The sequence below is a fragment of the Gordonia sp. (in: high G+C Gram-positive bacteria) genome, from assembly GCF_020438995.1.
GTDB lineage: Bacteria > Actinomycetota > Actinomycetes > Mycobacteriales > Mycobacteriaceae > Gordonia.
Map to the genome: position 1 here is coordinate 36306 of NZ_JAGQTN010000054.1, position 24296 is coordinate 60601.

A 24296-nucleotide genomic window follows, 5' to 3' on the forward strand; every position below is an offset into this window, starting at 1 on the left:
GGCTATCAGGCTAGGGCATGCCCCGAAGTCCATTCCGGCGGACGATCCGGGCCGTTCCGTATGATGTGCCGGTGACCACCCAATCGACGTTCCCCTCCATCGTGGATCGGTTGTCTGCGCCGCATCGTGGCCCGATCCCGTTCTCGGTCGAGTTCATGCCGCCTCGCGACGCCGAGGGCGAAGAGAGATTGTGGCGTACCGTACGCACCTTCGAGCGTCTCGGTCCTGCATTCGTGTCGATGACCTACGGCGCCGGCGGATCGACCCGCGACCGCACCGTACGGATCACCGGTGAACTCGCTGCCGAGACGACCCTGCTGCCCGTCGCCCACCTCACCGCCGTCAATCACAGCATCGATGAGTTGCGGTCCCTGGTGGGTGCCTATGCGGCGCAGGGCATCACCAACATCCTCGCGCTGCGCGGCGACCCGCCCGGCGATCCGCTGGGTGAGTGGCTCAAACATCCGCGCGGGGTCACCTACGCGGAGGAATTGGTCCGGCTGATCCGTGACCTCGGTGATTTCCACGTCGGCGTCGCCTCGTTCCCCGAGGGTCACCATCGCGCCCCCGATCTGGAGCAGGACACCCGGGCACTGGTCGACAAGCTGCGTGCGGGCGCCGAGTATTCGATCACCCAGGTCTTCTTCGACGTCGAGCACTACCTGCGGCTGCGTGACAGACTGGCCAAGGCCGACCCGGAGCAGGCGGGAAAGCCGCTGATCCCGGGCATCATGCCGATCACCTCGCTGGCCAGTGTTCGCAAGATGGTATCGCTGTCGGGGTCGGTGATCCCGGTCGATGTCGAGGCCAGGCTGGCCGCGGCCGCCGGATCCGGCGATCAGGAGGACCGTGCGGCCGTGCGCGCCGTCGGTATCGACCTCGCCACCGAATGGGCGCAGCGGCTCGTCGCCGAGGGTGCCCCCTGCCTGCACTTCTGCAGCCTGAACTTCGCGAAGGCGAGCACCGAGGTACTCGGCCGCCTCGGTGTCGACGTCAGTTCGGCTGTTCCCGTCGCAGCACCCCAGTGATGCCGTAGACGATCAGACCGGCGATCAGCGCCCAGAACGATGAGCTGATCCCGGCGATCGTGGTCCCCGAGGCGGCGACCACGAAGGTGATGACCGCCGCGGTGCGGCAGTCGGCGGGCCGGTCCACCGCCTCGTCGACAAGCGCGGCGCGCAGCGACGATCCGAGCGTGCCCAGCAGGCCCAGACCGGCGACGGTGGCGATGATCTCGGGTGGTGCGACGGACAGGAAGCTGATCAGCGCGCTGGTGATCACCCCGAGCACCAGGTAGGACATGCCGAGCGTCGCCGATGTGCGCCACCGTTGTGCGGGATCGGGGTGTGACTCGCCGGACGCCGGAAGTGCCGCGGTGATGGCGGCCAGGTTGACCGCGTGGGCCCCGAAGGGCGCCGCGGCGGCACTGGCCAGCCCGGTCGCGGTCAGCGCCGGTCGCCAGGGGACGGTGTAGCCGTATGAACTCATGATCGCCACGCCGGGCACGTTCTGTGCCGCCATTGTGACGATGTACAACGGGATCGCGATGCTGACGGCCGCGGACCAGGTCAGTGTCGGAATGGTGGCGCCGGCTTCGGGAAGCCAGTGGATCACCGGCATGGCACCGGTGATCGCATCGTAGGAGACCACCGCCATCGCGGTGGCGAATGCAGCGACGATCGCCCAGCGCGGTGACAGCGCGAACGTCACCAGCCACACGGCGAGGATCGGGGCGACCCGGGCGGGGAACTCGGCCACCGCCGACACCGGTGTCAGGCACAGATCGAGCAGGATGCCCGCGAGCATGGCCTGGGCGATGGGGGCGGGGATGGCGGCCACCAGCCGGCCCAGGCGCGGCCACATCCCGGTGAGCACCACCAGCAGCGCAGCGACGATGAACGCGCCGACCGAGGCCGCCCAGCCGCCGGTGACCTGCCCGGCACTGACGAGTACGGCGGCGCCCGGTGTGGACCAGGCGATCGTCAGCGGCATCCGGTATCGCCTGCTGAGCACCAGGCTGACGACGCCGATGGCGAAGCAGAGCGCGACCAGCCCGGCTGCCGCCTGCCTGCGGTCGGCGCCGACGGTCTGCAGACCGGTCAGGACGACGGCGAACGTGCTGGTGTAGCCGATGAGGGCGGCGGCGATCCCGGTGATGACGGATTGAGATGTGTGGGAGCGGTGGTGGGGCGCGGTCAACGGGTGTGGTTACCGGGTACGTGTCCCGGCGGAAGCGCCGGTCGGCGGTGTGGGCTTGCCGGGCCGGGGCGCCGTGCTGCGCGAACGATAGGCGAGAAGCACGACGGCGCCGACCGCGATCAGGCAGATCAGACCGAAGAACACCGACCAACTCGGCAGCGCGGCGGTTGCCGGATCGGAGTATTCGGCGTCGGCGGTGAAATCGGCACCCTCGCCGACGGTCGGTGACCAGGTCACCGAGTTGTCGCTGAGCTGCTCGCCGTTGGTCGCGCTGATCGGCCCACCGAAGGTGAGATTGAGTTCCAGATAGTCGCGGTTGGGGAGCAGGCCGGTCAGGTCGGCGGTGCCCCGGAAACGCACGATGCCGTCGCGTCGCGTCGCCGACAGGTCGACGCTGATGCCGATATCGCCGAAGGAATCGGCGATCATATCGCCGAGTTGCGCAAGCTGGCCCATGGTGAGGTCCACGAACGACGCCTTGGTCCCCGCCAGGCGCAGCCGGGCCGCCGGGTTCTTGTCCGCGTCCGTGCCGTTGCCTTTCGGGGAGTCGGCGTTCTGCTTGGGGTCCTGGCTGAACTCGGAGACGCTGACCTGATCGGTCATCGAGTCGGGAACGTCGATCTGGGGCGTGCCCGCAGGATTGTCGGGCGACGAGGCGGCCACGATGGATCCGGAGAACCGGTCACCGACCGTGGTGGACCGTTTCAGGCAGCCGGCCAGCAGCGGCGAGCACATCAGCAGTGCGACGAGCGCACACAGTGCGACGATGCGTCTGTGTACCGGGGATGCGGTGGCGGGACCGGGGGACGGGTGCACCCGACCATCGTGCCAGATGTCCTGCCGCCGGGAGGCATCCGGCCGCTCGGCCCGAATCGCCGTTGCGTGAGGCCGATGCCGCTGGCAGCATCGTCGGCTGTGAGGCTTGTGTTCGCGCACCGCGGCGGCGGCGACCATGGCGGCCGGGAGAACTCGGCGGCTGCCTTCGCGCGGGCATTGCGTGCCGGGGTTCACCTCGAGTCCGATATCAGGTTGTCGCGCGACGGCGAGCCGGTGCTGATCCACGATGTGTTCACACTTGTCGACGGGGTGCCGGTCGCGCCCGCGCTGCTGTCGGCCGATGCGCTCGCGGGAATCGGGGTCCTGCGGCTGGCTGACCTGTATCGCATGTTCGGTACCGCGTTCGAGCTGAGCCTTGATGTGAAGGTCGCCGGCGCGGCATTGCCGGCGATCGAGGTGGCGCGGTCGGCGGGAGCGGTGGCGCGGATGTGGCTGGTACACGAGGACAGGGATCTGTTGCGGTCGATCCGGGCCCGTGACCGGTCGGTGCGGCTCGTGCATGAGGCGACCGCGCGGGTCCGCGGCGCACCCGGCTTCGATCACGACCGCTATCTGGACTCGCTCGCCGCAGACCGTGTGGACGCGCAGAACTCGCCTCCGGAGGCGTGGACCGCAGCAGGCGTGGCAGCGGCCCACGCGCGTGGTATCGCGGCCTTCGGGTCGTTGCTCAACGACACCGCCCGGCTGTCGCAGGGCCGGTCGCTGGGTCTGGATGCCGTCTACACCGACGAGATCGCCATGGCGACAGCCGTCCTCGGTGGTCCGGTCAGTCCTCCGGTCAGCCGTCTGTGAGCGATTTCTCGATCAGCGCCAGTTGCTTCTCGCCGTCATCGGAGGTGGCGACGATGTCCACGTAGGGCCGGAGCCGACCCGCCCCGTCAACGATGTCGGCGACATCGACCCGGGTCTGCCGGGGCAGCCGGCCGACCTGTAATGCGTGGGTGTACGCCAGGTCGATGGTGTCGTCGGCGGTCACGTCGAACTCGGGCTTCACGGCGGGGGTGTGGAGTTGGCCGATCACCTCCCGGACGACTGTCACGGCCTTCCCGCATCGCGGGTCTTTGGGTTCGGCGGCTTCGGGATCGTCGTTGGACACGGCCGCCACAACCACCGAGTCATCGGCGTAGGTCACCGCGGCGCAGGCCGGCGTGTTGCGGAAGCGGTACTTGTCGATGCTGGACCCCGGGTCGTTGCCGACCCATTCGGCGACCGATCGCGGGTAGAGCACCTGCGGCGCGGCGTCGAGCACCAGAAGTGTGACGGTCTCCTTCGCGTTGGTGGCACGGCAACCGCGAGGGCCTCCGCCGCTCATGGAGACGTCGGTCCATGTTCTGCCGTCGAAGCCGAGGTCGCTCACGGCTGCCGCGTTCAGCCCGGTGCACGGCTCGAAGTCGGTGCCGTCGTTGCTCGCGCTGACCCGGCCGTCGACGGGGTGCGGGATCTCGTCGGCCTTGTCCGAGCATCCGGTCAGTGCGGCCGAGGCGAGTGCGGTTGCGGCGAGAATCCCCACAGCGACACGTGTTCGCCCGCGCGACAACCGTGTGGCTCTCAACGACGTCACGTCACGAAGCATCGGCCTCGTTCACCTTTCATGTGCGCTCCGCGGAGCGAATGGGACAAGCAGAGTGAATGGGACAAGCGGTATGAATGGGATAAATCGAACTCGGAAAAGCAGCACGACAAAATGTAAGGCTAGCATTACCTACTGATCGGTCGGCGGGTCCGCTTCAACGACGGCGAGCAGGTTCCGGGGCGCTCAGCAAGGGCAGGGGCCTGCCGAGGAACGCGAACGGTCGCGGGTCGCCCGCGAATGTGAAGTTGCGCAGGACATCGGCAAAACCCATCCGCCGGTACAACGACCACGCGCGATTGGGGCCCGCCGGATTCTCCGGCGTGGACAACAGGACCGACGCCTCGGGCCTGTCGGCCAACAGCCGGGTGAGCAGGTGACCACCGATGCCCGCCCCCTGAGCAGAGGGGTGTACGTGTAGTTCGGTGAGTTCGAAGTAGTCGGCGGCGACCCGCTCGATGTAGTCCCCCGGCGCCCCGGCGTGCCGTAGTCCATGTCGCAGTTGCTGATTCCACCACTGATCGCGGGCACCGCGGTAGCCGTAGGCGATGCCCACCAGTATCTCGTCGTCGGCTCTTGCCACCGGTGCGTTCAGTCGGCGCGCGATCGCCCACGGCGCGGCCGCCTCGCGCGGTGTCACGTGTGCGATGGCGCCTACTGCGCGCCAGCCGGGACGCGTGATGTGTTCGCGCCATAGTGGGGCGCGATGGGCCTGTGTGCCGTCCGGATAGCTCATCGCCGTGACGTAGACGTCAAGCGCGGGTTCGAGCCAGATCCGCGAATCCTGTCCGCGGAGGTCGACGAGGCGAACCGTCACGGTGTGGGCATCCTCTCGGGTCGCACAGGCGGACGCAGCCCTTGCCTGCATGCGAGTGTATGGCTATATTGAATATGTCGAACAGGTGTTCGATGTTATGGCCTCCGCAAGCCGCGCATCAGCTCCTCGGCACTGTGCGGTGTGGCGATCGGCGAGGGAAGCGTCGCATCGCCGCACCGCACACCACAGATCTCGTCCGGCATATATACTGCGTGACGACCGTGTTACGTCTTCCGGATCCAGTTTTCGTCCTCGGACTATGCGGGCCCTGCGCCCGCGTACGCGAGTGCCGGTGGATGCACTGATGTAGTTGTGGTCGCGGGGGCCATCACCTCGTATCATGGAAGCGTACGGCTGCGTATGTCAGATCGCGGCACGACGAGCCACCTGCGGACAACCTCGGGTGGACGGTAAGCAGGAGTTAAGGAGGGTCGGTGCCACTCTCGGAGCACGAGCAGCGGATGCTCGAAGAGATCGAGAACGCTCTGTATGCCGAAGACCCGAAGTTCGCGTCGAGCGTCAAGAGCCGGCGTCTCGGGAAGGCCGACGGACGACGTCGGCTGCAGGCGTTCGCGGTGTTCGTGATCGGCCTTGTCCTGCTTGTCGGAGGCCTCGCAATAGGTCTCAAGGTCGGGGGTTTCCCGATTGTCAGTCTGATCGGCTTCCTGGTCATGTTCGGCGGTGGACTCCTTGCTCTGTGGGGCGGTGGACCGCCCTCCAGGGGGGCTGCAGCGCCGGCCAAGGGTAAGGGTAAGGGTGCCAGAGGGGCGGGGACGGGAGCTCCGGCCAAGCGGAGCCTGTCCGATCGTATGGAGGAGCGCTTCAACCGGCGCTTCGAACAGGAGTAGCCGATACCTCGGTAGACCTGTAACCGAAGAACTCGGCGAGGGCCGCACATCCCAGGGATGTGCGGCCCTTTGCTGTCCGGCACTTTGCCCGGGTTCCCCACTTCGCCCCACCGGAGTTCCCCACTACGCCCCACTGTGCCGCAGCGGCGTCCACTTGGGCCGCAAATCTGTCACATGTACCCCACTAAGAACTTCTATCTCAGCTGTATCGCCGGAATAGGCTTCGGTGTGTCTCGGTCGCGTCGCCGCTTTTACCTCTCTGAACTGCGGTTTTAGGATAGCTGGGAGCAGTGGTGGGGTGGCTGGGTGGAAAGTGGGGGAAAGTGGGGTACAGTGGCTGCTACCGAGCGAGAGTGACCTTGTCGCCCGAACTTGGTGGGTGTGTGAGGAGGCGGCATGTCTGCACGGCTTGTCGGCACCTACACGCCCAAGATGGACGACAAGGGGCGGCTCACGTTGCCCGCCAAGTTTCGCGAAGCACTGGCAGGAGGCGTGATGGTCACACGAGGCCAAGACCGCAGCCTGTCGGTGTACCGACTCGAGGACTTCGATGATGTGGCCGAGCGGTTGCGTGAAGCCTCGCGAAACGACCCCGAGGCCAGAGCTTTCCAGCGCTACTTCTTTGCCAGTTCCGACGAACAACGTCCCGATGCTCAAGGGCGGATCTCGCTGTCCGCGGGGCACCGGGAGTACGCCGGACTCGTGAAGGAGTGCGTGGTGATCGGTGGGTTCGATCACCTGGAGATCTGGGACGAACACACATGGAACGAGTATCAAGGCCGACACGAGGAGAATTTCTCGGCGGCGAACTCCACGGCACTGGATTCGCTGCTCTAGTCGGCCCGGTTGCAGGCGGCCGACAGGAACCATCACGAGGCAGGGAGTGCCGATGCGGTGAGGCCTCGGCCCGGAGCGACCCTGGCGTACTTCCCCAACGCCAGGTGCGTGTCCGGACCGGGACCTCTCTGTATCGGCAATACCGAAGGGGGCGCAGGATGACTGAACAGCCCCCGGCCGGGGGTACCGACCACGGCCACATTCCTGTGATGGTTCAGCAGATGATCGACCTTCTGGAGCCCGCGTTGCGCGCCGGTGCCGCCCCCGTCCTGGTCGACGCCACGCTCGGCGCCGGTGGCCACGCCGAACTCGCACTGCGCACGTACCCGCACATCACCGTGATCGGTATCGATCGCGACGAGTCCGCTCTGACGATCTCCCGGGGGCGGCTCGCCCGGTACGGCGACCGTATTTCGTTTCACCACGCACGATTCGATGAACTGCCGGATGTGGTCGCAGCCACCGGGCGGACCCACATCGATGCGGCTCTGTTCGACCTCGGTGTGTCGTCGATGCAGCTCGATCGGCCCGATCGCGGATTCGCCTACGCCGTGGACGCGCCGCTGGACATGCGGATGGACCCGTCGGGCACACTCACCGCAGCCGACGTGCTCAACACCTACTCACACGGTGAACTCGCGCGGGTACTGCACGAGTACGGCGAGGAGCGGTTCGCCGGCAAGATCGCCTCGGCGGTGCTGCGTGAGCGTGAGCGTGAACCGTTCACCAACAGTGCCCGCCTCGTCGCTCTGCTGTACGAGACGATTCCGGCGGCTACGCGCAGGACTGGTGGGCATCCGGCCAAGCGGACATTCCAGGCTCTGCGGATCGAGGTGAACAGCGAACTCACCGCACTCTCGGAGGTCTTGCCCGCGGCGCTCGGACTGCTGCGTGTCGGTGGCCGGGTGGCGGTGATGAGCTATCAGTCACTCGAGGACCGGATCGTCAAGCGCGAGTTCGCAACTCGTACCGCGTCCCGGACCCCGCCCGGACTTCCGGTCGAACTGCCCGGCAGCGGGCCGGAGTTCGCCCTTGTCACGCGAGGGGCGCTCCGCCCCGACGACGACGAACTCCACACCAACCCACGTTCGGCCCCGGTGCGTGTCCGGGTGATCGAGCGGATCGAGGAGAAGGGCTGACCGATGACCCTCCTACACGACGAGGCGACCGGCACGCGAGGTGCCGGCACCGATGCTGCCGCATCGGTGACCACCAGGGCCGGTCGCAGGGCCGGCCGGACGGTGGGCGGTGAGCGGGCGAGCAGGTCCGCGTCGGCGCAGCGGGCGATCGACCGCCGGGCCCGGCGCATCGCCCGCAGCGGTGGCAACACCACACCTCATGCATCTCGCGGCGCCCGGAATCGCCGTGTGCCACTCGTGGTTCCGTTCGTGCTGGTGCTGGTCGCGGGCCTTGGTCTGAGCCTGTGGCTCTCGACCAAGGCGGCGCAGGATTCATACCGGCTCGGCGCGGTACGCAGCGAGAACCAAAAGCTGTCGGACCGGGTCGACACTCTCAAACAGACCTTTGAATCCGGTGATTCGGCTGCGGCGCTCTCCGACAAGGCGGGCAAGCTCGGCATGATCCCCTCGGACAATCCGCCCCGGATGATCGTCGGTGCCGACGGGAAGCGCCGAGTGGTGGGGGAGTTGTCGCCGGCGCAGGGACGGTCTTTGCCCTCCATCAACGCCGCCACCAAGACCGAGGATCCGCTCGCGAAGATCGACAAGACCAAGGTCGATGATTCGAACGGGCTCGGCGACGCCGGAGGCTCCGGACAAGCCCAGAGCGGTCAAACCCCGAGCGGTCAAACCCATAACGGGCAAGACCGGAGCGCGACAGCCGATACGTCGGGTGCGCAGCCGAACTCGCAGTCGCCACCGGTGTCCGCGACATCCACGAACACTCCCGCACCCAACGTCCTGCCGATACCCGCGCCCAATGTCCTGCCGACTGTCCTGCCGACGACAGTGAGCAACCCGCCGGACGGAAATTCGGGGCAGCCGCGTTGATCGGATGGACAATGAATAACCATGACACGAACCACCTCTGATCGGCCCGGTGTCCGATCGGGCGGCGGTCCGCGCAGTGGTTCGGCCGCGAGCCCGGAAGGCCGGTCGGCCAGGGCCGCGGGCGACACCCCCGACCGCGCCGGGTACGGCGGAAACGGGCCAGGTGGCCCGATCGGTCCGGGTCTGGGCGAGAATCCTACGGGCACAGGTGGATTCGCCTTCCGTGCCAAGATGGCCGGCGTCGTCATCGTTCTCGCGGTGATCGTGGTGGCCATCCGGATGGTGTACGTGCATGTGATCGATGCCGGATCCCTGTCGGCCGAAGCCGCCCAGCAGCGTGAGTACACCCAGGTCCTGTCGGCCAAACGTGGCGCCATCATCGACCGCAACGGCCGGCCGATCGCCTACACGGATGAGGCGCGTTCGCTGACGTTCCTGCCCAAGGCGGTGCGTAAGAGCATCGCCGACACCCACGCGAAGGACGCGTCGGCTCCCGATGTCGCCACGCGTCTGGGAGAGATCGCCAAGGGGGTGTCCTCGGCGCTCGGCGGGTCGATCAGTGCGACCGACCTGCTGGCGAAACTCAACAGCCCCAACACCTTTGAGTATCTCGCCAGGTCGGTGAGTCCGGAGGTGAGTGCACGGATCACCGAGGAGTTCCCCGAAGTGGGCGCCGATCCGCAGCCGATCCGGTTGTATCCGGGTGGTTCGCTGGCCGCCAACATCGTCGGCGATGTCGACTATGACGGGCAGGGTCTGCTTGGCCTGGAGGCGTCCCTGGAACCGGTGCTCGGCGGCACCGACGGTTCACGGACCTACGATCGCGGTTCGGACGGGGCGGTGATTCCGGGAAGCACCCGCAATGTGCATCCGGCCATCAATGGCAAAACCGTCCGGCTGACCATCGACTCCGATGTCCAGTGGTACGTGCAGACGGCGGTGGCGCAGGCCAAGAATGCCTCCGGCGCCAAGAACGCGTCGGCCGTGGTGCTGGACGCGCACACCGGTGAGGTGCTCGCGATGGCGAACGACAACACGTTCAATGCCTCCGAGCCGTTGTCGGAACAGCAGCACGCGAACCTCGGAAACCCGTCGGTCACCTCGCCGTTCGAACCCGGATCGGTGGGCAAGCTGGTGACCGCGGCGGCGGCCATCGAGTACGGGCTGACCACTCCCACGACGGTGCACCGGGTGCCGGGGTCCATTCAGCTGGCCGGCGTCACGGTCAACGACGCGTGGGCGCACGGACCGGAGCCCTATACCACCACGGGAATCTTCGGCAAGTCGTCCAACGTCGGAACGCTGATGCTGGCGAAGAAGGTCGGGGAGAAGCGTTTCGCCGACTTGCTGGCCAAGTTCGGTCTCGGGACCCGGACCGGAGTCGGGTTGCCGGGAGAGAGCGCCGGTACCGTCCCTGCGCTGAGCCAGTGGTCAGGAGGGTCGTTCGCCAATCTGCCGATCGGTCAGGGTCTGTCGATGACGCTGCTGCAGATGGCGGCGATGTACCAGGCCATCGCCAACGATGGTGTCAGGATCGCGCCGCGGATCATCGTCGACGAGGGTACCGGCGCCCACAATTCGGCGGGTACCGACGAGACGCGTCCCGAGGGTGTGCGGGTGGTGAGCCCGGCGACGGCAAAGACGGTTCGGGAAATGTTCCGTGCGGTCGTCCAGAACGACCCGATGGGCGTGCAGATGGGTACCGGTACCAAGGCGGCCATTCCCGGGTATCAGGTGTCCGGCAAGACCGGAACGGCCCAGCAGGTGAACCCCGCCTGCGGCTGCTACTCCAACGACGCCTACAACATCACATTCGCGGGCATCGCCCCGGCCGACAAACCGCGGTTCGTGATCGGCATCATGCTCGACAATCCGAAACGGAGCTCGGACGGGTCAGGCGGGCAGTCCGCGGCACCACTGTTCGCCGACATCGCCTCGTGGCTGCTGCAGCGCGACCGGGTGCCGCTGTCGGCGCACCCGGCGCCGCGGCTGGTGTTGCAGGCGGACTAGGACGTGTCTGCCGTATCCACCGGGCCGTCGAGACCGTGCAAAGGGATATGGGAGACACGCCCTAGATGCGTCCGGCCGCTCCGGCTATCGGTATCGTGAGTTGTCCGTCGGCGGAGCCCATGTCCGCCGTACGGTGCGGGTGTGCCGTCGCAGTTCCCCGGCGTGCGGGGTGCGACCATTCCCCAACCCCTGAACCGAATGTCCCCGACCGGAGCATGAGCGCCGGTCCGAGCAACAGCGAGGAGAGGAGATCGCATGGCCTCGACTCGCCGTTCGAGTAAGCAGGGCGACAACCGTGCGGACGGCCCGCGTCGGCCACGGGTGGTGGTGCCGACTGACGTGTCAGTGCTGTCGGCGGCCACGGGCGCGCGTCTGGACCTGATAGGAGCCGGCGGTCACGACGTGCAGGTGACCGGCGTGACTCTGCGAGGTCAGGACGTGCAGCCCGGCGATCTTTTCGCCGCGCTTCCGGGCGCCAACACGCACGGCGCCAGGTTCGCCGCCGACGCGCTCGCCGCAGGTGCCGCCGCGATCCTCACCGACCCTGCGGGCCGCGCGGAGCTGGCCAGGGTACTGCCGCCCGATGCGCGGTGCGCGGTCCTGATCCATCCGGACCCGCGCCGCGTCCTGGGCGCGGTGAGTGCCCGTATATTCGCGCACCCCTCGCAACGCCTGAAGCTGATCGGTATCACCGGGACCTCGGGCAAGACCACCACCGCCTACATGGTGGAGGCGGCGCTGCTGGCTGCGGGCAGGTCCGTCGGCCTGATCGGCACCGTCGAGACCCGGATCAACGGCATTGCCATACCCAGTTCGCTGACCACACCCGAGGCACCCACCCTGCAGGCGGTGCTCGCCGCGATGGTCGAGGACGGGGTGGACACGGTGGTGATGGAGGTGTCCAGTCATGCGCTGGCACTCGGGCGGGTGGACGGCGCTCATTTCGCCATCGGTGCGTTCACCAACCTGTCGCAGGACCACCTGGACTTTCACGACACCATGCAGGCCTACTTCGACGCCAAGGCCAGGCTGTTCGCCGCGGGATCGCCCACCCACGCCTCTCGTGCGGTGATCTGCGTCGATGACGAGTGGGGCAGGCGAATGGCCGAGGTAGCCCGCGGTGCGGCGACGGGGTCGCGGCCGTATCCGGTCACCGTGTCCGCGGGGCCGGCGGATCGGCCTGATGCGCCGGTCAGACGAGCACAGTGGACCGCCGGACGGCCGCGTGTGACTGCGTCGGGTAAGCAACTCGTGCCGGTGACCGGTCCGCGTGGTGTGGAGTACGAGCTGACTGTTCCGCTGCCGGGTCGCTACAACGTGGCCAACGCGCTGACCGCGCTGGCGATCGTGACGGCGGCGGGAGTCGCGACGCAGGTGGCGATCGACGGGATCGCGGGGACTCGGGTGCCGGGCCGTCTCGAACGAGTGGATCGGGGCCAGGACTTTCTCGCGCTGGTCGACTACGCGCACAAGCCGGGTGCCGTCGAGGCGGTACTGGCCACCTTGCGTGCGCAACTGGATACCGCCGCTGATGGGGTAGGTGGTGCCGACACCGCGGATACGGGCCGCGTTGCGGTGGTACTCGGTGCGGGCGGCGACCGCGATACCGGTAAGCGTGCGCTGATGGGTGCGGCCGCGGCCCGCGGAGCCGAACTGGTGGTCATCACCGACGACAATCCGCGCTCGGAAGAACCTGCCGCGATCAGGACAGCCGTCGTCGCGGGCGCCCGTGCGATCTCCGGTGGCGAGCGGCCGGCCCGGGCGGAGGACATCCGCGAGATCGGGGACCGGCGGGAGGCCATCGCGGCTGCGGTTACGTGGGCGCGACCCGGGGACATCGTCGTCGTCGCGGGCAAGGGGCACGAGACGGGGCAGGAGATCGCCGGGGTGAAGCATCCCTTCGATGACCGTGTCGAACTCGCCTCGGCCCTTGATGCCCTCAATGCCCCTGATGCCCTCAATGCCGGTGCTGAACCGGAGGTGGACCGATGACCGCGATGACGGTGCTGCGTGCCACCGGTTCGGCCGGCGTGGCACAGATCCGGGAACTATTGCGCACCGCCGCCGAGCTTCGGTCACGGGCTCCGGTCTCCGGACCTCCGGGCGTACAGGTCCGGATCTGGGCGATCATCGGCGAGCTCGATCTGCCGGACGGCGCTGCGCAGGCCGCCATGAGCGAGAACGAACGCGTCGTCGAACATGACCTGGTGGGACGCCTCGTGGTGCGCCTGGCGATCGACAAGACGCTGTGCGTCGGCGATTCGCGGTCGGTGCGCGCGTTGTATCAGGGCGCGATCATGGAAGGCTCGTGGGGCGACGAGGTACGGCTGGTGCCCGACGCCGCGCAGGCGCTGACGGTGACGGTCGAGGACGACTCGTGGCGGCCCGCGGCCGGCGACATCGTGGTCCTTGCCGGACCGGACGATCTGGTAGCGGCGGTGGAGCAGTGGCAGACGGTGCTGGGATACGAGTTGGCCTGGGCGGGCGATGATGCGGCCAGGGCCGGTGACAAGTAGATGGAGTACGACGTGACGAGTTGGGTGGGCGATAACTGTCCCGGCCCGGTGCGGCCGGGTGACCGGACGCGACGACTGACGGGCGGTGTGCGGCTGTGACACAGATTCTGATCGCCGGGGGCATCGCGCTGGCGGTGTCGATCCTGCTGACGCCGGTGCTGATCCGCGTCTTCTCCCGGCGCGGGTTCGGTCAGGAGATCCGGGTCGAGGGCCCGCAGAGTCATCAGACCAAACGCGGCACGCCGTCGATGGGTGGCGTCGCCATCATCGCGGCCCTGTGGGCGGGCTACTTCGGCTCGCATCTGGTGGCCTGGGTGACAGATCGGGAGGGTCCGACCGCGTCGGGTCTACTGGTGCTGGGACTGGCCACGGTGCTCGGCGGAGTCGGCTTTCTCGATGACTTCATCAAGATCCGCAAGCACCGCAATCTCGGCCTGAACAAGACATCCAAGTCCGTCGGTCAGTTGGTCGCCGCGATCCTGTTCGGCATTCTGTTGCTGCAATTCCGCAACGATGCCGGCTACGCGCCCGCCAGCACGACGCTCTCGTACGTCCGTGACATCGATGTCATGGAGATGGGCTCGGTCGTCTTCGTGGTGTTCTGCTGGCTCGTCGTCGCGGCCTGGTCCAACGCGGTCAACTTCACCGACGGTCTCGACGGCCTGGCAGCGGGATCGATGGCGATGGTCCTGGGTTCGTACGTGCTGGTTACTTTCTGGCAGTACCGCAACGCCTGCTCGGGCGGACCGAAGACCACCGCCGAGATCACCTCGGGCTGCTATCAGGTGCGTGACCCGCTCGACCTGGCCGTAATCGCCGTCGCGGGCGGCGGTGCCTGTCTGGGATTCCTGTGGTGGAATGCGGCGCCGGCGAAGATCTTCATGGGCGACACCGGATCGCTGGCACTGGGCGGCATGCTGGCCGGCCTGTCCATCACCACTCGCACCGAACTGCTGGCCGTGATCATCGGCGCGCTGTTCGTCGCCGAGATCATGTCGGTGGTCATCCAGATCGCGTTCTTCCGGACGACGGGGCGCCGGGTGTTCCGGATGGCTCCGTTCCACCATCATTTCGAACTCGGTGGCTGGGCGGAGACGACCGTCATCATCAGATTCTGGCTGCTGACCGCCATCGCCTGCGCGCTGGGCCTGTCGCTGTTCTACAGCGAATTCGTCACGGGCGGCTGAGGTGACCGGCGTGCGGGAGACAGCCATCGCGGAGCTGACCGGCGGCGAGGTCGTGGTCGGCGGTGCGGGGGTCGCAGGCTCGTCGGCCGCCCGGCATCTGCTGGCCGCGGGTGTTCCGGTGGTCGTGGCCGACGCCCGATTCGGCGGTGAACACGACGGGGAGGTCCCGGTCGCCGGTGAACTGCGCGCGGCCGGGGCGCGCTGCGTCGGTATCGACGACCTGCTCGCCGACCCGGAGTGGACCGCACGCACCGGTCTGGTCGTCGTGTCACCGGGCTTCGCGCCCGCGCATCCGCTGGTCGTGGCGGCCGCCGATGCCGGCGTGCCGGTGTGGGGTGAGGTGGAACTGGCCTGGCAGATCGACCAGGACGGCTGGTTCGGTGCCCCCCGCACCTGGCTCGTGGTGACCGGAACCAACGGTAAGACCACCACCACCTCGATGCTGGAGACCATTGTGTCCGCCGACGGCAGAGCCGCGGCCGCGTGCGGGAACATCGGCGATCCCGTGCTCGACGTGCTGGCCGTACAGCCGCGGGCCGAGGTGCTGTGTGCCGAGTTGTCCTCGTTCCAACTGCATTGGGCGCCGTCGATCGTGCCGGCCGCGGGTGTGGTTCTCAACGTCGCCGAGGACCACCTCGACTGGCACGGGTCGTTCGCGGCCTATCGCGACGCGAAGGCGGGCGCGCTGACCGGCCGTGTCGGTGTGGTAGGCCTCGACGATGCGGTGGCCTCCGTGATCGAGACCGGACCCGGCACCCGACGTGTCGGGTTCACGCTGGGAGTGCCGGGCGACGGAGAGCTCGGCATCGACGGTGACGTGCTGGTGGACCGTGCGTTCGGTGGTGGCACGTTGTTGCCGGCCGCCGATGTCCGGCCGACGGGTCCGTCGGGCTGGTTGGATGCGCTGGCTGCGGCCGCGCTGGCGCTCGCGGTGGGTGTGGCGCCGTCGTCGGTGACAGCCGGGCTGACCCGCTTCACACCCGCTGCGCATCGCGGTGAGGTGGTGGAGACGATCGACGGGGTCGAGTTCGTCGACGATTCGAAGGCCACCAATCCGCATGCCGCGTGCGCCGCGATCGCCGCGCGGGAACGGGTGGTTCTCATCGCGGGCGGACTGCTCAAGGGCGCGTCGGTCGATGATCTGCTCATCGAGATGCGCGAACGGCTCGCCGGCGTGGTCGCGATCGGGGCCGATCGTGGCATCATCATCGACTCGATCGCACGACACGCCCCAGATGTCCCAGCAGTCACAGTGTTCACAGGTGACGATGGGACGGTGAATGTGCAGCGAATCATCGGCGGTGCCCCGGCGTCTGTGAATCCGGCGTCTGTGAAGTCGGCGTCTGGGGACCCGGGGGAGTCCGATGCGGCGACAGCGTCCGCGGCCGACATGGTGATGCGGCAAGCGGTCGGGGAGGCCTGGCTGCTGGCGGCAGACGCGAACGGCGAGCCCGGCGCCACTCCGGTCGACGCTGTTCTGCTCGCCCCGGCCGCCGCCTCGCTCGACATGTTCTCCGGCTACGGCCGCCGCGGTGATTCGTTCGCCGACGCGGCCCGCCGGCTGCGGGGTACGGACGTATCGGCGTCCCGATGACCGCCGCGTCGTCGGCATCCCGGAGTGTCGGACAGGTCACCTCGGTGGTGTCCGCAGTCCGCGAGGTCGCCGGCGGCCTGTTGAGCAGGCCGCTGGCCTCCTACCACCTCGTCCTCTCGCTGGCCGGCACGCTGACGCTGATCGGCCTGGTGATGATCCTGTCGGCCTCGTCGGTGGAGGGGTATTCCAAGGAGGGGTCGGCCTACGGCCTGTTCACCACGCAGCTGGTGTTCGCTGTCATGGGTGTGGCGGTGTTCGCCGTCACCCTGTGGTTGCCCGTGCGCGTGTTCCGCAGGTTGGCAGCGGTGATGATCACCGTGACGACGATCCTGCTGGTGCTGGTCCTGATTCCGCATATCGGCATCGAGAGCAACGGCGCACGCCGGTGGTTCAACATCGCCGGGCTGTCGGTGCAGCCCTCGGAACTTGTCAAGGTCGCATTGTGCGTATGGGGTGCGCATGTGCTGGCCGCCCGTCGCAGGGAGAATGCGAGCCTCAAGGAACTGCTGATCCCACTGCTGCCGGTGGCCGTGATCATCTGCGTCCTGATCATTCTCGAACCGAACCTGAGCACCACGATCACCATCGCGATCATCGTCGGCGCCCTGCTGTGGTTCGCCGGCCTGCCGATCAAGGTGTTCACGACATTCGCGCTGGTCGGCGGGGTGCTCGCGGTACTGCTGTCGTTCATGGCCGGCTACCGATCGCAGCGCGTCCTGAGCTTCCTCGGGCATATCGACGACCCGCAGGGCGCGGGGTACCAGGCCCGCCAGGCCGGATACGCGCTCGCCAACGGCGGTGTCTTCGGCGAAGGACTCGGCCAGAGCCGTGCCAAGTGGAACTACCTGCCCAATGCGCACAACGACTTCATCTTCGCCATCATCGGCGAGGAACTGGGGCTGCTCGGTGCCCTGATGGTCGTGGGGCTGTTCTGCCTGCTCGCCTACGTCGGATTCCGCATCGCGTCCCGGTCGGTCGATCCGTTCCTGCGGCTGCTGACCTCGACGATCACCGTGCTCATCGTCGCCCAGGCATTCATCAACATCGGCTACGTCATCGGCGTGCTGCCGGTGACCGGCATCCAGCTGCCACTGGTGTCGGCGGGTGGCACCTCGGCGCTGACGGTGCTCGCGATGCTGGGCCTGATGGCCAATGCGGCGCGACACGAACCAGAGGCCGTCGCGGCACTGTCGGTGGGTCGCCGGACGGGGCTTGCGCGCTGGCTGCGTCCGCCCGCACCGGTACCGTACCGGCCCGCGCGAGTTCCGGCTCAACGCGGGCGGTCCTCACGTGGGCCGGATCGGCGCCGTGAGCAGGGACAGGTCCCGTCGGCGCCCGCCAACCGGCCCGCGGCCACCCGCGGTGGGTCGCCTGCCGGCAGGGTCGGTTCGCCGAGATCGGGTGAGCGCGGCGCACCCGCGCGCGGTGGCGTGTACCGGGGGGCGCCGTCGTGGCGGTCCAGGGCCACTGCCGGAAGGGGAACTGCCGGAAGGGGAATTGGGGGCACCGGCACAACCGGCGACGCCGGATGGGAGCGGACCGCGAGACTGCGGATCGACTACCGTACGGGGTACAGCGCCAACCACCGGACCGAACCGGCCCCGCGCACGCATGGCCGGGACCGACGGGGCGGCTCCGCGGGCGGCGGACGCTACTGGGCGTGACCGGTTTACCGGCCAGGCGTCAGTGACACCGGAAATGGAGCGGTACAGCAGTGACGAGTTCGGGAACAGGTCCGGCCGGATCGGGATCGGATGATCACCCCGACGAGGTGAACACACCCGACATCGAAGCGTCCGGTGTCCACGGCCCGGGTGTTCATGGCCCTGGTTTCAAGGGCCGCGGTTTCAAGGGCACCGGTTTCAGCGACACCGGTGTCAACGGACCTGGGGGCCTGTCCGTGGTGGTGGCCGGCGGCGGTACCGCCGGCCACATCGAACCCGCGCTCGCGGTCGCCGATGCCGTTCGCCGGCTCGACCCGTCCGCCGACATCACCGCGCTCGGGACGACTCGCGGACTGGAAACCACCCTGGTTCCCGAACGCGGATTCACCCTAAGGCTGATTCCGCCGGTTCCGCTACCGCGCAAGCTGAACAAGGACCTCGTCCGGCTGCCGCTGCGTGTGGTGCAATCGGTCGCGGCCACCCGGTCCGTGCTCAAGGATGTCGGCGCCGATGTGGTGGTCGGCTTCGGTGGCTACGTGTCGCTACCTGCCTACCTGGCCGCACGACTGCACATCCGCGCCGGGCGGCGGATTCCCATCGTCATTCACGAGGCCAACGCGAGCGCGGGTGTGGCCAACAAGGTCGGCGCACGTTTCGCCGACAAGGTGCTGGCCGCGGTACCCGATTCGGGGCTCGACGACGCGCAGGTGGTCGGGATGCCGGTACGCGGCGTGCTCGCCGAACTCGACCGCGGCGCCTTGCGCGCCCAGGCACGCCAGTACTTCGGCCTGGCCGATGTCCCCACACTGCTCGTTTTCGGCGGCTCGCAGGGTGCGCAGCGCATCAACGACGCCGTCGCCGGAGCTGCCGGCGCGTTGGGCGCTGCCGGGATCGGTGTACTGCACGCCTACGGACCAAAGAACTCGATCGACCCGAAGTCTCCCGACGGCGCGCCGCCGTACCGTGCGGTCGGCTACCTCAAGCGCATGGACCTGGCGTACGCGGCAGCCGACTTGGTGATCTGCCGTTCCGGGGCGATGACCGTGGCGGAGGTGTCGGCAACCGGACTGCCCGCCGTCTACGTGCCGTTGCCGCACGGCAACGGTGAGCAGCGGCTCAATGCCGTGCCGCTGGTGGAGGCCGGCGGCGGGGTGCTCGTCGACGATGCCGAGATGACCACCGACTGGGTGGCCGAGCATGTTCCGGCGATGATGGCGGACAAGGACGCGCTGGCCGCGATGTCGGCGGCCGCGTTGTCGACCGGCCATCGCGACGCGGCCGAGGCCGTCGCGAAGGCCGCGCTGGAGCTGGCCCGGAGTCGGCGATGACAGCGCACGGCACGGCTCCGCAACGGCCACTTCCCGAGCTGCTCAGGCGTGTCCACATGGTGGGTATCGGCGGCGCCGGAATGTCGGGACTGGCCCGCATCCTGTTGGCCAGGGGCGGCCAGGTGTCGGGATCGGACGCCAAGAACAGCCGCGCCATACTCGGGCTGCGGACCAGGGGCGCACGTGTGCAGATCGGGCACGATCCCTCTGCCCTCGACCAGCTGCCAGGTGGCCCGACTGCCGTCGTCACCACCTATGCCGCCATTCCCAAGACCAATCCGGAACTCGTCGCGGCGCGTTCGCGCGGCGTCCCGGTGTTGTTGCGGCCGGTGGTGCTCGCCGAACTGATGGCCGGTTTTCGGACGTTGCTGATCGCCGGGACACACGGCAAGACGTCAACGACGTCGATGTCGGTGGTGGCGCTCCAGCATTGTGGGCTCGACCCGTCGTTCGCGGTGGGCGGGGAGCTCAACGAGTCCGGCACCAACGCGAACCACGGCACCGGCGAGGTGTTCGTGGCCGAGGCCGACGAGAGCGATGGTTCGCTGCTCGAGTACCGGCCCGACGTCGTCGTCGTGACCAATATCGAGGCCGATCACCTCGACCATTTCGGCACGCGCGAGGCGTACGTCGAGGTCTTCGACAGGTTTACCGAGTGCATCGCCGACAACGGCACGTTGGTCGTCTGCCTCGACGACCCGGGGTCGGCGGCTTTGGCGGGGCGCTGCCATGAGGCGCTCGCCCTACGGGGTGTTGATGTGGTGGGTTACGGCGAAGGCGTGCACGCGGCGCTGGCGACGGACGTTCCCAACGTCGCAGTCCTGCAGCTGTACACACCGCGGATCGCGGGTGGGGCGGCACAGGTGCGGTTCGCGGGCCAGATCACCGGGGGTGAGCCCGAGACCATGCCGGTGTCCGTGACCTTGCCCGGAAAGCATATGGCACTCAACGGAATCGGTGCGGTGCTCGGTTGTGTGCGGGCCGGTGGCGAACTCGCCGAGGTTCTGGAGGGGATCGCTGCCTTCGGCGGCGTGCACCGGCGGTTCGAGGTGCGTGGCGTGGTGGGTGATGTGGCCGTCGTCGACGATTACGCGCATCACCCCACGGAGGTCCGGGCTGTGCTCACCGCCGCGCGTGACGTGGTGACCGCGGCCGCGCGGGAGGGTAAGCCGGCCGGTCGGGTCATCGCGGTGTTCCAGCCCCATCTGTATTCGCGGACTGTCGAGTTCGCCCACGAGTTCGCCGCTGCGCTCGACCTCGCCGACGTGGTCTTCGTGGCGGACGTCTACGGCGCCCGCGAGGCTCCTCAACCCGGCGTCAGTGGTGCCACGATCAGTGAATTACTCACTGTGCCAGGACAATTCGTTGCAGACCTGTCCGTGTTGCCGTCGGTGGTCGCCGGGGAGGTGCGGCCGGGTGACATCGTCCTGACGATCGGTGCGGGAGACATCACCATGCAGGGCCCCGAGATCGTCACCGCGCTCGCCGGCCGTGGCGACGATCCGGACGCACGGGCGGGGGAGCCGGCGGGATGACCGGCCGCACGCGTTCGCGGCGGCGGGGATTGATCTGGACGGTGCTCGCCGTCGTGGTGGTGGTCGCCGGAAGCCTCGTCGCGTACTACACGCCGCTGATGTCGGTGCGCACGACCGAGGTCAGCGGGAACCGGGTCGTACCCGAGAGCAGAATCCTGACGGTCGCCGATGTGGCGTCCGGGACGCCGCTGCTTCAGGTCGACACGGCGGCCGTGGCCCGGCGGGTCGCGGCGATCGAATCGGTGGAGTCGGCCCGTGTGCAGCGTTCCTATCCGTCGGCCTTGACGATCACCGTTGTCGAACGGCGGCCCGTCGTGCGCGTGATCGACGGGCGGAACACTCGGATCCTGGACCGGCTGGGCGTCGCCTACCTGACATACGCGGACGGGGAGAAGGTGCCCGCGCAACTGGCGTCTTTGCCGCGGCTCACCACCGCCCACCCGGGTCCGACCGACCCGACCACCAAGGCCGCGGTGTCCGTGGTCGCCGGTCTGCCCGTGTACCTCAGCAGGAAACTGCTGTCGGTCAACGCGACCTCCCCTGTCGATATCGAGCTGACCCTGACGGGTGACCGCAGGGTGATCTGGGGTGACAGCGAGAGGGGAGACGACAAGGCCAGGGCGCTGAAGAACTTGTTGACGCGTAGCGGAACTCTCTATAACGTGTCGAGCCCTGACTTTCCCGCCTTCACGTGACGGAGGTCTCAGGCAGGCGCGTCTCCGGCGTCCGACATGGCGAAATGTGTGTCGCCGACGTGAATTCACCGAGTAACTTCGCGACACGCCGCACATTAGCTGGCTCATCGGCGTCCGCGTGCCTAGCGTCTTGACCAACACGGAACTACTTGACATAACTCTAAGTCTATGGTTGAGGTTTAGGGTTGAGGTCAGGGTCGGTTGAGAGGCTGTCGCAACCTTCGCCGTCGGGGAGTCGTCTCGCCCGTCGCCGAAGGCCACCGGAAGCCGTCTCGCCGGCAAGAAGTCTCCGTACGCAGCTGCAGGCATTTACACCGATGAGGAAGGCGATGGATATGACGCCACCGCACAACTACCTGGCCGTGATCAAGGTCGTCGGCATCGGCGGCGGCGGTGTCAATGCCGTCAACCGAATGATCGAACAAGGACTCAAGGGAGTTGAGTTCATCGCGATCAACACCGATGCCCAGGCGCTTTTGATGAGTGACGCCGACGTCAAGCTCGACGTCGGCCGCGATTCGACCCGCGGCCTCGGTGCGGGCGCCGACCCGGAGGTCGGCCGCCGGGCGGCGGAGGACGCGCGCGACGAGATCGAGGAACTTCTCAAGGGCGCGGACATGGTGTTCGTGACCGCGGGCGAGGGCGGTGGCACGGGAACGGGCGGCGCGCCCGTTGTCGCGCAGATCGCCCGCAAGCTCGGAGCGCTGACCGTCGGTGTCGTCACACGTCCCTTCTCCTTCGAGGGCAAGCGCCGCGGCAACCAGGCCGAGAACGGCATCGTCGCGCTGCGAGAGTCCTGCGACACCCTCATCGTGATCCCCAACGACCGCCTGCTGCAGCTCGGTGACGCCCAGGTGACTCTGATGGACGCGTTCCGCAGCGCCGACGAGGTGCTGCTCAACGGTGTTCAGGGCATCACCGACCTCATCACCACCCCCGGTCTCATCAACGTCGACTTCGCCGACGTCAAGGGCGTCATGAGCGATGCCGGCAGCGCGCTGATGGGCATCGGTTCGGCCAGAGGAGAGGACCGGGCCCGCAAAGCCGCCGAGTCCGCGATCAACTCGCCGCTGCTGGAAGCGTCGATGGAGGGTGCCCGCGGTGTCCTGATCTCGATCGCCGGTGGTAGTGACCTGGGCCTGTTCGAGATCCACAATGCCGCCACGCAGGTGCAGGAGGCCGCGCACGAAGAGGCCAACATCATCTTCGGCACCGTGATCGACGACAACCTCGGCGACGAGGTCCGGGTCACCGTGATCGCGGCCGGGTTCGAGGGCGGTCCGCGTACGCGCACCGAAGTCCCCGCCATCCCCGCCAAGACCACGACACCCACCACCGCACGTACCGGGGTGGTCGGGTCGGGTCAGGCCGGCAGCGTCGGCCGGGCCGCGGCGAACGATCCGCTGTTCGGCAAGGTGTCCGCGTCGGGAGGCGATCCATTCGCCGCCCGTGAGGAAGCGCCCCGGGCCAACAGCGTGCGGATCGATGACGACGACGTCGACGTGCCGTCGTTCATGAAGCGCTGAGGCCTGCCGGGGTTCCGATCATGAACGGCAGGTCCGGATCGACGACAGCGACGGGGCCGGTGTGCTCCGCGCCCGGTCGCGTCACCGTTCGGCGTGTCGTCACCACCCGCGCCGGAGGAGTCTCACAGCCACCGTACGACTCCTTCAACCTCGGTGACCACGTCGGCGACGATCCTGCGGCGGTAGCCGCGAACAGGCGGCGCCTGGCAGAGGGGATCGGTCTGCCCCCGGCCTCGCTGGTGTGGATGGAACAGATACACAGCAGGAACGTATCGGTCGTCGACGGACCGGTGGCCGAGGCTGTCCCCGCCACCGATGCCATGGTCACCGCGACTCCCGGACTGGCCCTGGTCGTCCTGACCGCGGACTGTGTACCGGTACTGCTTGCCGACGACGAGGCGGGCGTGGTGGCAGCGGTTCATGCGGGCCGTGTAGGCGCCCGGATCGGCATCGTGGGAGAGGTCCTGCGCACGATGATCGGGCTCGGTGCGCGGCCCGAACGTATCGGCGCGCTGCTCGGTCCGGCCGCCTCCGGGGAACGCTACGAGGTGCCGGCGGTGATGCAGCAGGATGTCGAGGCACACCTGCCCGGCAGCGCGTGCACCACCGTCGCGAACACACCCGGTCTCGACATCCGCGAGGGTATCCGTCGGCAACTTCTCGCGGCCGGTGTCGGCGCCGTGGCCGTCGATCCGCGTTGCACCATCGCTGATCCCACGCTGTTCAGCCACCGTAGAGGCGCACCGACGGGCCGACTCGCCTCGGTCATCTGGATGGAAGGTCTGCGTGTCGGTCCCGGATTCGCTGATGCTGTGACGCTAACCTCTCACTAATCACATCGGTCACATGAGAATCACTAAGCACTGTGACAACAGCTTTCACCTGGTGCGCAACGATCGGAGACCCCCAATGACCACAATGCAGAAGTTCAAGGCATATTTCGGCATGGTGCCTCCGAGCGATTACGAAGACGACTATCTCGAGGAGCCGGGCTCCTCGCTGCGTGCCGCCCGTGACCGCGGATACCGCGACGACTACGACGCCGACTACCGTGAGCCGGACTACCGGGAGACCGATTACCGGGACGCCGACTACAGGGACACCGACTATCGGGACGCCGACTA

Annotated in this window: 21 protein-coding genes and 1 pseudogene; 18 read left to right on the forward strand and 4 right to left on the reverse strand. The window is 67.9% G+C overall.

From position 1 onward, the window contains the following. The first annotated feature begins 17 nt into the window (after positions 1-17). Positions 18-1028, forward strand: a complete 1011-nt coding sequence (locus KDB67_RS04675) for a methylenetetrahydrofolate reductase (protein WP_291012965.1) — start codon at positions 18-20, stop codon at positions 1026-1028. Here KDB67_RS04675 and KDB67_RS04680 read toward each other — a convergent pair. Further along, a complete protein-coding gene (locus tag KDB67_RS04680) occupies positions 994-2199 on the reverse strand; it encodes a benzoate/H(+) symporter BenE family transporter (RefSeq protein WP_291012967.1) in 1206 nt (401 codons plus the stop codon). The two genes, KDB67_RS04675 and KDB67_RS04680, sit on opposite strands and share 35 nt — an antisense overlap. 9 nt (positions 2200-2208) lie before the next feature. Next, positions 2209-3015, reverse strand: a complete 807-nt coding sequence (locus tag KDB67_RS04685) for a DUF3153 domain-containing protein (RefSeq protein ID WP_291012969.1) — start codon at positions 3013-3015, stop codon at positions 2209-2211. Between the two features lie 99 nt (positions 3016-3114). Between KDB67_RS04685 and KDB67_RS04690 the strand changes: the two genes are divergently transcribed. Beyond that, positions 3115-3828: a glycerophosphodiester phosphodiesterase family protein gene (locus KDB67_RS04690; protein WP_291012973.1), complete on the forward strand. Its 714-nt coding sequence runs from the start codon at positions 3115-3117 to the stop codon at positions 3826-3828. Here the strand turns inward: KDB67_RS04690 and KDB67_RS04695 are convergent. Further along, positions 3815-4597 carry a hypothetical protein gene (locus KDB67_RS04695; protein ID WP_291012976.1) on the reverse strand — a complete coding sequence of 261 codons (783 nt, stop codon included), beginning with the start codon at positions 4595-4597 and terminating at the stop codon, positions 3815-3817. The two genes, KDB67_RS04690 and KDB67_RS04695, sit on opposite strands and share 14 nt — an antisense overlap. A gap of 166 nt (positions 4598-4763) precedes the next feature. Beyond that, the gene (locus KDB67_RS04700) at positions 4764-5423 is read right to left on the reverse strand and encodes a GNAT family N-acetyltransferase (protein ID WP_291012979.1); all 660 of its coding nucleotides are present in this window, start codon (positions 5421-5423) and stop codon (positions 4764-4766) included. Between the two features lie 434 nt (positions 5424-5857). On the opposite strand from KDB67_RS04700, the gene KDB67_RS04705 reads away from it, so the two are divergent. From KDB67_RS04705 to KDB67_RS04780, 16 genes and pseudogenes are all read left to right on the forward strand, one after another. After that, a complete protein-coding gene (locus tag KDB67_RS04705) occupies positions 5858-6271 on the forward strand; it encodes a DUF3040 domain-containing protein (protein WP_291012981.1) in 414 nt (137 codons plus the stop codon). A 396-nt stretch (positions 6272-6667) separates the two neighbouring features. Further along, positions 6668-7108: a division/cell wall cluster transcriptional repressor MraZ gene (gene mraZ, locus KDB67_RS04710; RefSeq protein WP_291012983.1), complete on the forward strand. Its 441-nt coding sequence runs from the start codon at positions 6668-6670 to the stop codon at positions 7106-7108. 158 nt (positions 7109-7266) lie between these two features. Continuing rightward, the gene (gene rsmH / locus KDB67_RS04715) at positions 7267-8247 is read left to right on the forward strand and encodes a 16S rRNA (cytosine(1402)-N(4))-methyltransferase RsmH (protein ID WP_291012985.1); all 981 of its coding nucleotides are present in this window, start codon (positions 7267-7269) and stop codon (positions 8245-8247) included. 3 nt (positions 8248-8250) lie between these two features. Then, entirely contained in the window at positions 8251-9117 is an 867-nt protein-coding gene (locus tag KDB67_RS04720; RefSeq protein WP_291012988.1) for a hypothetical protein, read from the forward strand. 21 nt (positions 9118-9138) lie between these two features. Next, complete coding sequence (locus KDB67_RS04725; protein WP_291012991.1) at positions 9139-11127, forward strand: penicillin-binding protein 2; 1989 nt, start codon at positions 9139-9141, stop codon at positions 11125-11127. A 255-nt stretch (positions 11128-11382) separates the two neighbouring features. Beyond that, positions 11383-13119 carry a UDP-N-acetylmuramoyl-L-alanyl-D-glutamate--2,6-diaminopimelate ligase gene (locus KDB67_RS04730; protein ID WP_291012994.1) on the forward strand — a complete coding sequence of 579 codons (1737 nt, stop codon included), beginning with the start codon at positions 11383-11385 and terminating at the stop codon, positions 13117-13119. Beyond that, positions 13116-13643 (forward strand): UDP-N-acetylmuramoyl-tripeptide--D-alanyl-D-alanine ligase, encoded by a 528-nt coding sequence (locus tag KDB67_RS04735; protein WP_291012997.1) that lies wholly within the window; start codon positions 13116-13118, stop codon positions 13641-13643. Before KDB67_RS04730 ends, KDB67_RS04735 begins: the two co-directional genes overlap by 4 nt. A gap of 95 nt (positions 13644-13738) precedes the next feature. Then, positions 13739-14830, forward strand: a complete 1092-nt coding sequence (gene mraY / locus KDB67_RS04740; protein ID WP_291012999.1) for a phospho-N-acetylmuramoyl-pentapeptide-transferase — start codon at positions 13739-13741, stop codon at positions 14828-14830. Between the two features lie 10 nt (positions 14831-14840). Then, positions 14841-16424, forward strand: coding sequence for a UDP-N-acetylmuramoyl-L-alanine--D-glutamate ligase (gene murD / locus KDB67_RS04745; protein ID WP_291013001.1), 1584 nt, complete (start codon positions 14841-14843; stop codon positions 16422-16424). Beyond that, positions 16421-18088: a putative lipid II flippase FtsW gene (gene ftsW, locus KDB67_RS04750; RefSeq protein ID WP_291013004.1), complete on the forward strand. Its 1668-nt coding sequence runs from the start codon at positions 16421-16423 to the stop codon at positions 18086-18088. The genes murD and ftsW overlap by 4 nt, the downstream gene beginning before the upstream one ends. Before the next feature lie 230 nt (positions 18089-18318). Continuing rightward, positions 18319-19416, forward strand: a complete 1098-nt coding sequence (gene murG / locus KDB67_RS04755; RefSeq protein WP_291013038.1) for an undecaprenyldiphospho-muramoylpentapeptide beta-N-acetylglucosaminyltransferase — start codon at positions 18319-18321, stop codon at positions 19414-19416. Next, positions 19413-20951 (forward strand): UDP-N-acetylmuramate--L-alanine ligase, encoded by a 1539-nt coding sequence (gene murC, locus KDB67_RS04760; RefSeq protein ID WP_291013007.1) that lies wholly within the window; start codon positions 19413-19415, stop codon positions 20949-20951. The genes murG and murC overlap by 4 nt, the downstream gene beginning before the upstream one ends. Then, a complete protein-coding gene (locus KDB67_RS04765; RefSeq protein WP_291013009.1) occupies positions 20948-21646 on the forward strand; it encodes an FtsQ-type POTRA domain-containing protein in 699 nt (232 codons plus the stop codon). The genes murC and KDB67_RS04765 overlap by 4 nt, the downstream gene beginning before the upstream one ends. Before the next feature lie 335 nt (positions 21647-21981). Continuing rightward, positions 21982-23172 carry a cell division protein FtsZ gene (gene ftsZ, locus KDB67_RS04770; RefSeq protein ID WP_291013011.1) on the forward strand — a complete coding sequence of 397 codons (1191 nt, stop codon included), beginning with the start codon at positions 21982-21984 and terminating at the stop codon, positions 23170-23172. Positions 23173-23192: 20 nt separating this feature from the next. Beyond that, positions 23193-24005: a peptidoglycan editing factor PgeF gene (gene pgeF / locus KDB67_RS04775; RefSeq protein WP_291013014.1), complete on the forward strand. Its 813-nt coding sequence runs from the start codon at positions 23193-23195 to the stop codon at positions 24003-24005. A 76-nt stretch (positions 24006-24081) separates the two neighbouring features. Next, a pseudogene (locus KDB67_RS04780) lies at positions 24082-24296 on the forward strand (cell division protein SepF); the annotation flags it as partial.

Excerpts from the sequence above, each read along its gene's own strand:
- KDB67_RS04675 (WP_291012965.1), top strand. The coding sequence starts at position 18 with ATGCCCCGAAGTCCATTCCGGCGGACGATCCGGGCCGTTCCGTATGAT.
- mraZ (WP_291012983.1), top strand. The coding sequence starts at position 6,668 with ATGTCTGCACGGCTTGTCGGCACCTACACGCCCAAGATGGACGACAAG.
- rsmH (WP_291012985.1), top strand. The coding sequence starts at position 7,267 with ATGACTGAACAGCCCCCGGCCGGGGGTACCGACCACGGCCACATTCCT.
- KDB67_RS04720 (WP_291012988.1), top strand. The coding sequence starts at position 8,251 with ATGACCCTCCTACACGACGAGGCGACCGGCACGCGAGGTGCCGGCACC.
- KDB67_RS04725 (WP_291012991.1), top strand. The coding sequence starts at position 9,139 with ATGACACGAACCACCTCTGATCGGCCCGGTGTCCGATCGGGCGGCGGT.
- KDB67_RS04730 (WP_291012994.1), top strand. The coding sequence starts at position 11,383 with ATGGCCTCGACTCGCCGTTCGAGTAAGCAGGGCGACAACCGTGCGGAC.
- KDB67_RS04735 (WP_291012997.1), top strand. The coding sequence starts at position 13,116 with ATGACCGCGATGACGGTGCTGCGTGCCACCGGTTCGGCCGGCGTGGCA.
- ftsW (WP_291013004.1), top strand. The coding sequence starts at position 16,421 with ATGACCGCCGCGTCGTCGGCATCCCGGAGTGTCGGACAGGTCACCTCG.
- murC (WP_291013007.1), top strand. The coding sequence starts at position 19,413 with ATGACAGCGCACGGCACGGCTCCGCAACGGCCACTTCCCGAGCTGCTC.
- KDB67_RS04765 (WP_291013009.1), top strand. The coding sequence starts at position 20,948 with ATGACCGGCCGCACGCGTTCGCGGCGGCGGGGATTGATCTGGACGGTG.
- ftsZ (WP_291013011.1), top strand. The coding sequence starts at position 21,982 with ATGACGCCACCGCACAACTACCTGGCCGTGATCAAGGTCGTCGGCATC.
- pgeF (WP_291013014.1), top strand. The coding sequence starts at position 23,193 with ATGAACGGCAGGTCCGGATCGACGACAGCGACGGGGCCGGTGTGCTCC.